This window comes from uncultured Faecalibacterium sp. (assembly GCF_900066275.1).
GTDB lineage: Bacteria > Bacillota > Clostridia > Oscillospirales > Ruminococcaceae > Faecalibacterium > Faecalibacterium taiwanense.
The window spans coordinates 46,218-55,108 of sequence record NZ_FMFG01000010.1 but is presented as its reverse complement, the minus strand read 5'-3'; the positions used below and the strand labels follow the sequence as shown (position 1 = coordinate 55,108).

Here is an 8,891-nt window from a genome sequence, read left to right as displayed (position 1 = left end):
CAGAAGCCTGCTGCAACTCTTCCACCGAGATATATTCTTCGCCGTGGATGGTCACCTTTTCCAGTGCATCGGCGGCAGCACCGCCAAGACCCTTCAGCGAAGAGAAAGGCAAACGTACCTTGCCGTCCTCCACCACATACTTGGAGCCGCGGCTCTTGCCCAGCTCAATGGGCAAAAACTCGTAGCCGCGCACCAGCATCTCGTTGACGAGCTGCAGGCTGACCAGCACATCCTCGTCCTTGGCGTTCTTCTCTTCCTTCAGGCGGCGCTTGACTTCTTCCATGTGGGCGCGGGCCACTGCCGCACCGCCCACAGCGGCCTCATAGTCGATGTCGTCGCCGCGTACGGTAAAGTACACGGCATAGAACTCCGGCGGACGGTAGATCTTGAACCACATCAGACGAATGGCCGACATCAGGTAGGCCACGGCATGGGCCTTGGGGAACATATACTTGATCTTGCGGCAGCTCTCGATGTACCAGTCCGGCACCTCGTGCTCCCGCATGGCTTCCTCCCAGCCATCCTTGAAACCGCCCTTGGCCACCTTGCCCTTGCGCACAGCCTCCATGATATCAAAGGCCATCTTGGGTTCCAGCCCCTTGCGCAGCAGGTACAGCATGATGCTGTCACGGCAGCCAATGACCTCCGCAATGGTGCAGGTGCCGCTGCGGATCAGCTCGTCCGCGTTGCCGGTCCACACATCGGTGCCATGGGACAGGCCCGAGATCTGGATCAGCTCGGAGAAGTTCTTGGGCCGTGCCTCCACCAGCATACCGCGCACGAAGTTGGTACCCATTTCCGGGATGCCGAAGGTGCCGGTCTGGCTGTCGATCTGTTCCGGGGTCACGCCCAGCGCTTCCGGGCTGGTCAGCAGGCTGTACACCTTGGGGTCGTTCATGGGGATGCTGTCGATGGGGATTCCGGTGTACTCCTCAAAATACTTGTAGAAGGTGGGCATATCGTGGCCCAGTTCGTCCAGCTTGAGCAGGGTATCGTGCAGGTACTTGAACTCGAAGTGGGTGGTCAGCAGGCCGCCTGCCACATCATCCGCCGGGTGCTGGATGGGACAGAAATCGTAGATCTCGTAGGTGTCCGGCACAACGACCATGCCGCCGGGGTGCTGACCCGTGGTGCGCTTGACGCCGGTGCAGCCCAGAGTCAGGCGGTTCTCCTCCGCATGGTTCACCGTGCGGCCGCGCTCATCCAGATATTTTTTGACATAGCCGTAGGCGGTCTTGTCCTGAATACCGGACACGGTGCCCGCCTTGAACACGTTGGCTTTGCCGAACAGCTCCTCGGTATAGCGGTGCACATTGGACTGATATTCGCCGGAAAAATTCAGGTCGATATCCGGCTCTTTATCGCCGTAGAAGCCGAGGAAGGTCTCGAAGGGAATATCGTGGCCGTCCACCAGCATCCGGGTGCCGCAGTTGGGGCAGTTTTTATCCGGCAGGTCAAAGCCGTCGTCCACGCTGCCGTCGGTGATGAACTCGCTGTGCTTGCACTTGGGGCAGCGATAGTGGGGCGGCAGGCTGTTCACCTCCGAGATGCCGGAGAAGTGGGCCACGGCCGATGAGCCGACCGAACCACGGCTGCCCACCTGATAGCCGCCCGCGTTGGAATAGGCCACCAGTTTGACCGCAATGACGTACAGCACGGCGTAGCCATGGCCGCAGATGGAGTCCAGCTCCTTCTGCAGCCGCTTTTCCACAATTTCGGGCAGCGGGTCACCGTAATCGCGCTTGGCGTGTTCCCACGTAGCATCGCGTAGCTGCTGCTCTGCACCCTCGATGCTGGGCGGGTAGGTGCCGCGCGGGATGGCACGAACATTGTTGTCGATCATCGCCGCGATCTTGCGGGGGTTCTTCACCACTACCTCGTAGGCTTTTTCCTTGGGCAGATAGTAGAACTGCGCCAGCATATCCTGCGTGGTGCGGAAGAACAGCGGCGGCTGATTGTCCGCATCCTTGAAGCCGTTGCCCGCCTGCAGCACGGCACGGTACGCCGCGTCCTCCGGCTCGGTAAAGTGCACGTCGCCGGTGGCAATGACCGGCTTGTGCAGGTCCTCGCCCAGCTTGATGACCGTGCGGTTGAAGTTTTTGATGTCCTCTTCGCTGTCCACCTTGCCGTCTCGCACCATGTAGGCGTTGTTGCCCAGCGGCTGGATCTCAAGAATATCGTAGTAGGACGCGATCTTTTTCAGTTCTTCATAGCTGGTGCCATCCACGATGGCCCGGTACAGCTCGCCGGCTTCGCAGGCGGAAGTGAGCAGCAGGCCGTCCCGGTATTTGTTCAAAAGACTCCGAGGCACCCGGGGCTTTTTGAAAAAGTAGTTCACATGGGCTTCGCTGACGATCTTGTACAGATTTTTCAGGCCCATTTGGTTCTTGACCAGAATGATGAGGTGGTAATACTTCTTTTTCAGCACCTCGCGGTTGCCGCCAAGGCCGGTGTTGATCTCACTGACCTTTGCTACCTGCTTTTCTTTCAGGTCATTCAGCATGACCCCGAAGATGCGGCCCAGCGCGGCAGAATCCTCACAGGCACGGTGGGCCTCGTAGGCAGGCAGCTCCAGATGCTTGTTGATGGTGCCCTGCTTGTAGTTGTGCAGGCCGGGGTACATGGCCTGCGCCATGGTCAGGGTGTCGATATAGGTCGGCTCCAGCTTGATGCCGCTGCGCTTGGCGGCGGCGCGCAGGAAACGCATATCAAAGGCGTGGACGTTGTGGCCCACAAGGATGCGGTCTCCCGCAAATTTGAGGAAGGCTTCCAGTGCTTCCTTTTCGCCGGGAGCATCCGCCACCATTTCGTTGGTGATGCCGGTCAGCTCGGTGATCTTGGGGGTGATGGGCTTGCCGGGCTTGACAAAGGTATCAAATTCCTCCACCACTTCGCCGTTTTTCACGATGACGGCACCGATCTCGGTCATATACTCCACGCCGGGGTCAAGGCCTGTGGTCTCGGTATCAAACACGCAGAACTCCCCGTCCAGCGGCTGATCCTTCACACCGTATACACAGGGGATCATGTCGTCCACAAAGTAGGCTTCGCAGCCGTAGATCAGCTTGAAGTCCGGGTCTGATTTATGGATATCGTCCGCTGCCAGCATGGCTTCCGGGTAACCCTGACACACACCGTGGTCAGTGATGGCAACGGCCGGATGTCCCATGCGGTGGGCCAGCTTGACGATGCCGCCGGGGTCACAGAAGCCGTCCATGCTGGAAAGCTTGGTGTGCAGATGCAGCTCCACACGCTTGACCGGTGCGGTATCCTCCCGCTTTTTGCGCTCCACGATGAGCACATCGTAGGGGTAGACGATATAATCGTGTTCGTACTTGTCGTAGGAGCAGTCGCCGCGCACGATGAGGGTGGTGCCCTTGCCAAGGCTCTCCCACTTGGAGCAGTCCTCACCTTCCTGCGCGCGGATCTTCAGGTTGATGGAGCCCTGATAATCGGTGATGGATACGGTATAAATTTTTCGGAAGTTGCCCTTGACCTCCGAGAAGAACACATCGCCCCAGATCGTGCACTTGCCGCCCTCGCCGCCAAGGTCTTTCAGCGGGGTGAGGTTCTTGGGGGTGAACATCTTGCCGTGGAAAATGGTGACAGGCTTATCGGTCAGGTCCAGACCATCCACCTTGATGGACGGTGCTGTGTTCTTTTTCTCAAACTTGACCACCGGTGGCGCGATCTTGCGCTCCAGCTTTTCTTCCATCTGGTGCTGCTCGGCTTCGCTTACAGCGCTTTGCAGCGTTACCTGCGGCGTTACCCCGGTGTGGGCTGCAATGCGCTCTGCCAGCAGCTTTTCAAAGTGCATCTCCTGCAAAAACTTGGTGCCATGGCATACGCCGATGGTGATCTTCTGTCCGATGATGTTGATCTTGCACCGGTCCAGAAAGCCGTTGATGGGCACGCCGTCCCGCTTCATCTCTTCCATCAGATCGCGCAGGGCCGCTTCGTCCAGCATGGCATAGCCAAACAGGTTCTGGATGCGCAGCTCAAAGCCCTCATAATCCGGCTGCAGGGATGCCAGCAGCCGGGCACAGAGATTTTTGTCCAGCGGCGCACCGCTGCGCAGGGTAAAGATGACCTGCCGCTCCTGCCGCAGCATCTGCGCATGCTCCACAATGACCTGCCCGAAGCAGGCCGCAAATGCCGGGTCCACCATGAACTGCGGCCACAGGTTGGATACGAGTGGTGTCACAAATGGTACTCCTTTTTATACAGCACAAACTGCCGCACCCGTTTTTTGCAGGTGTGGCAGCTGTGAAAAAAGCCAAATTATAGTTTATAGATCTCATCCATGAACTGATCCAGGATGTTGTCTCCGGTCAGCTTTTTGATGGGCTTGCCGTGGATGAACAGCACCGCCTCGCCTTTGCCGCCGGCAATGCCGATGTCTGCTTCGCGGGCTTCACCGGGGCCGTTGACCACGCAGCCCATCACGGCCACCTTGATGGATTTTTTGCAGCCCTGCAGCCGCTTTTCCACCTCATTGGCGATCTCGGTGCAGGGATACTGGGTGCGGCCGCAGGTGGGGCAGGTGATGACCTCCGGGCCTGCTACCGGGAAGCCCACGGCGCGCAGGATGTTGTAGCCCGCTTCCACTTCCTTTTCCGGCTCTGCGGCCAGCGAGACGCGGATGGTATCGCCAATGCCTTCCAGCAGCATTCCGCCGATGCCCATGCCGCTTTTCAGCAGACCCATCTGGTAGGTACCCGCCTCGGTAACACCCACATGGAGCGGGTAATCCGTGACAGCGCTGAGCTGGCGGTAGGCCTCCATCATGCGAGGCACATTGGAGTTCTTGATGGAAATGACGATGTTGTTGAAATCGAATTTTTCCAGCAGGCGCACATGGTACAGTGCACTCTCCACCATGGCCTCCGGCGTGGGTGCGCCGTATTTTGCAAGGATGTGCTTTTCCAGACTGCCGCCATTCACGCCGATGCGGATGGGAATGTTCTTGCGCTGACAGGCATCCACCACAGCCTTCACCCGGTCATCGTCGCCGATGTTGCCGGGGTTGATGCGGATCTTATCCACGCCTACATCTGCGCAGGCCAGAGCCGCCTTGTAGTCAAAATGGATGTCTGCCACAATGGGGATGTTCACCGCATTCTTGACGGCTTCGATGCACTTTGCATCCGCCGGGCTGGGGCAGGTCACGCGCAGGATCTGACAGCCAGCAGCTTCGCACCGCTTTGCCTGCGCCACATTGCCCTCAATATCCTCCACCGGCACGTTGAGCATCGTCTGCACCGCAACAGGATTCTTGCCGCCGATGGTCACATTGCCGATTTTCACTTCCCGTTTTAACTGCCGCATAAAGTTCCCCTTTCTGTTTTTGCTCACAATGCACCGGTCACAAGCCGGATGATATCATTATAGGTTGCAAAGAGCATCAGGCCAAACAGCAGTGCAAAGGCCGCAATGGTCAGTGTACCCTGCAGCTTTTCCGGCACTGCATGGCCGGTAACGCCCTCAATGATCAAAAATACCACCTTGCCGCCATCCAGTGCCGGGAAGGGCAGCAGATTGAACACGCCCAGATTGATGGTGATGAGGGCCAGCAGCTCCAGCAGATCCTGCCAGCCGTAGCTTGCCGCCTGACCGATTGCTGTCACGATACCCACCGGGCCGGACAGATTGTTGATGCTCTCACGTCCGCGCACAAGGTCTGCCAGCGAGATAAACGCGATGCGTCCGTAGTACAGGGTGCTGTTCCATGCTTCTTTTAACACATTGAGCGGTGTTTTTTTGATGCCGTACACCGTAAAGCCAAGGGTCATATGGGTCTGGCCGTTCTCGTCCTGCCAGGTGTCGAACTGCACGTCCGGCAGTTCCACCTTCTGGCCGTCCCGCTTCACGGTGAACCGGGCGCGATAGGCTTCGGTGCGCACCAGCTCATAAAGGATGTCGTTGGCCACAAAGCAGCGCCTGCCGTTCACGGCAACGATCTCGTCCCCCGCCTGCAGGCCGGTCTGGCCGCAGAGGGCATCGTTCTCAATGGAATAGATGGTCTTGCTGGTGATGGCTCCTTCCTGTGCTGCCACAAGAATGACCAGCACCACAAAGCCCAGCACGAAATTCATGAAGGCACCTGCCACCATCACAAGCACACGCTGCCATACCGGTGCCTCGTTCAAAGGGATGCCGGTGCGCTGCTCCGGCGGGACAGGGTTTTCGTCCTCTGCTTCCCGTTCGTCGCGGGCCGCTTCGGCCTGCTGGCTCTCGGGGCTTTCCTCGCCCTCCAGCGCCACATAGCCGCCTACCGGCAATGCACGCAGGCTGTACTGGGTGCCCTTGTAAATTTTCTTCCACAAAGCCGGCCCCATGCCGATGGAAAACTCGTTGACCTGAATGCCGCAGAGCTTTGCCACGGTAAAGTGCCCGAATTCATGAATGGCGATCACAGCGCTGAACACGATCAGTGCGGCGATCAGGGTGATAAAAATTGACATTGCGTCTCCTAAAGCTGAAAAGTCGGAAACCCTCTCAGTCAGGGCTGCCGCCCTGCCAGCTCCCCCGAAGGGGGAGCTTTTGCACATCTGGCCTGATGCTTTTTGAAAGCTCTCCCTTCGGGAGAGCTGCCGAACGCAGTGAGGCTGAGAGGGTTTTTATAAGTGCGCTCTTACAAATTCTCGTGCCATGCGGTCGCACTCGTACACATCGCTGAGGGTATACTCGCCGCCAAAGCTGTCGCTGTCCACGACTGCTTCCACCAGACGGCCAATATCGAGGAAGCCAATTTTGTCCTCAAGGAAGAGCTTGACAGCTTCCTCATTGGCACCGTTGGCGGCGCAGGGGCCGAGACCTCCCTTTTTGATGGCCTTTTTGCAGGCGGCAAGGCAGCGGAAGGTCTCGTCGTCTGCCACATCGAAGGTGAGCACCTTGAGTGCGGCAAAGTCCAGCTCCGGCACAACGCCGGGTACGCGCTTTGGGTAGGTGAGCGCATACTGGATGGGAATGCGCATATCCGGCACACCCAGCTGAGCAATGACCGAATTATCGCTGAACTGCACTGCCGAATGCACGATGCTCTGGCGCTGCACCACGATCTGGATCTTCTCCGGCGGCAGGCCGAACAGCCACACTGCCTCGATCAGCTCCAGACCCTTGTTCATCAGGGTGGCAGAGTCAATGGTGATCTTTGCGCCCATGTTCCAGTTGGGGTGCTTGAGGGCATCCGCCTTGGTCTTACCGCGCAGCTCCTCGGTCTTCATCCCGAAGAAGGGGCCGCCGGATGCCGTGAGCAGGATCTTGGTCAGGCTGGGGGCGCTCTCCTTATCCTGCAGGCACTGGAAAATGGCAGAATGCTCGCTGTCCACCGGCAGCAGCTTTACACCATGCTTTGCCACAGCCTGTGTGACCAGATGACCGCCGGTGACAAGGCTCTCCTTGTTGGCAAGGGCCAGATCATGGCCGCTTTCAATGGCGCACAGGCTGGCGCCCAGACCCGCAATGCCCACCACGCTGTTCAGCACCACATCGGTGCCGTCCAGTGCGGCCAGCTGCTTGAGCCCCTCCGGCCCTACCAGCAGCCGGGGCGCATCTGCACGACCGGAAAGCTCCGCATCCAGCCTGCGGGCCGCATCTGGGTCGGTCATGCAAACATAGCGCGGATGAAACTCTTCGATCTGCTGCAGGATCTTGTCTACATGGCTGTGGGCAGAAAGACCGAACACCTCATAGCCCTGTGCACGGATCACATCCAGACTCTGGGTGCCGATGGAACCGGTAGAACCCAGCAGAGTGATTTTTTTCGACATCACACGTTCCCCCTTTTAATAGTAGAACACCGCCGTAATGACCATGGTCACAAAGGGCGCAATGAACATCACACTGTCAAAGCGGTCCAGAATGCCGCCGTGCCCCGGGAAGATGGTGCCGTAATCCTTGATGCCGCACTGGCGCTTGACCACACTGGCAAACAGGTCGCCATAAATGCCCAGCACCGCCGCCACGCAGCCCAGCAGCGCAATGATCACGTACATGGAAACGCCAATGTTGGAGCGGGTGAAGGCTTCCATCCGGTTTGCCGCCACTGAGTACACCAGTGTGATGATCACACCGAACACCATGGTGCCCAGAACACCGCCAATGGCACCCTCCACGGTCTTTTTGGGGCTGACCACCGGGCAGAGCTTGTGCTTGCCAAAAGCACGGCCTGCAAAGTAGGCACAGGTATCGCCGCCCCAGGCAAAGCAGAGGATGAGCAAGATAAAGAACACCGCATCGTAGCCGTACTGCTCCACCGGCAGCAGCTCCTTGAGCCGGATAAAGGAATAGAAGCAGAAGATCACGATACCGGAGAACATCAGCAGGCCGCTGGCCTTCTGATAGCTGATGGTGCCATTGCGCACCACCAGATAGATGGCGTAAAAGGTGACCAGCAGAAAGGACATCGGCATCACCAGCCGCCGCATGACCTGATAGTTGCTCGTCATGACCAGCAGTGTATACGGCACCAGAACCGCATACATCAGCCAGTCCTTCTTTTCAAAGCCGAGGGCACTGTAGATCTCGTGAACGGCGATCAGCGTAATGGCCGCGATAACCAGATTAAAGATCAGAGTGTTGAAGGTGAACATCACGCCGATCAGTACGATGATGCCCACGATCGCAGTAATAACACGTGTTTTCATAGATTGGATCTCCTTTTCACCGGTCGGGTGCCGCGCCCCTCTGGATTAAGTTTGGCTCCGGCAAAGCCGCCGGGCCGTCCGGTCCCTGCACCGTGTGCAGGAGGTCTTGGGTTTTACAGTCCGCCAAACCGGCGGGAACGATGATTGAACTCCTCAATGGCAGCGTCCAGATCGCTGCGGGTGAAATCCGGCCACAGAACGTCCATTTCTACCAGCTCCGAGTAAGCTGCCTGCCAGAGCATG

6 protein-coding genes are annotated in these 8,891 nt (G+C 58.2%); all 6 read right to left on the bottom strand.

Translation table 11 applies throughout. From position 1 onward, the window contains the following. Window positions 1–4,204 (bottom strand): PolC-type DNA polymerase III (locus QZL71_RS05565; protein ID WP_294648177.1); only part of this gene is annotated, 4,204 nt, incomplete at its 3' end. Between the two features lie 77 nt (window positions 4,205–4,281). Then, entirely contained in the window at window positions 4,282–5,355 is a 1,074-nt protein-coding gene (gene ispG / locus QZL71_RS05560) for a flavodoxin-dependent (E)-4-hydroxy-3-methylbut-2-enyl-diphosphate synthase (protein WP_097775365.1), read from the bottom strand. Continuing rightward, a complete protein-coding gene (locus QZL71_RS05555) occupies window positions 5,352–6,464 on the bottom strand; it encodes a M50 family metallopeptidase (protein ID WP_120080242.1) in 1,113 nt (370 codons plus the stop codon). The genes ispG and QZL71_RS05555 overlap by 4 nt, the downstream gene beginning before the upstream one ends. A gap of 156 nt (window positions 6,465–6,620) precedes the next feature. Further along, a complete protein-coding gene (dxr, locus tag QZL71_RS05550; RefSeq protein ID WP_005945869.1) occupies window positions 6,621–7,772 on the bottom strand; it encodes a 1-deoxy-D-xylulose-5-phosphate reductoisomerase in 1,152 nt (383 codons plus the stop codon). A 15-nt stretch (window positions 7,773–7,787) separates the two neighbouring features. After that, on the bottom strand, window positions 7,788–8,648 hold the full coding sequence (locus QZL71_RS05545; protein ID WP_005945868.1) for a phosphatidate cytidylyltransferase: 861 nt from the start codon (window positions 8,646–8,648) through the stop codon (window positions 7,788–7,790). Between the two features lie 113 nt (window positions 8,649–8,761). Further along, window positions 8,762–8,891, bottom strand: a 130-nt coding sequence (locus QZL71_RS05540) for an undecaprenyl diphosphate synthase family protein (RefSeq protein ID WP_294648194.1), incomplete at its 5' end; no start/stop codon positions are given.

What these genes read in the sequence shown, in the direction of transcription:
- QZL71_RS05555 (WP_120080242.1), bottom strand. Translation starts at nt 6,464, where the DNA reads ATGTCAATTTTTATCACCCTGATCGCCGCACTGATCGTGTTCAGCGCT.
- QZL71_RS05545 (WP_005945868.1), bottom strand. Translation starts at nt 8,648, where the DNA reads ATGAAAACACGTGTTATTACTGCGATCGTGGGCATCATCGTACTGATC.
- dxr (WP_005945869.1), bottom strand. Translation starts at nt 7,772, where the DNA reads ATGTCGAAAAAAATCACTCTGCTGGGTTCTACCGGTTCCATCGGCACC.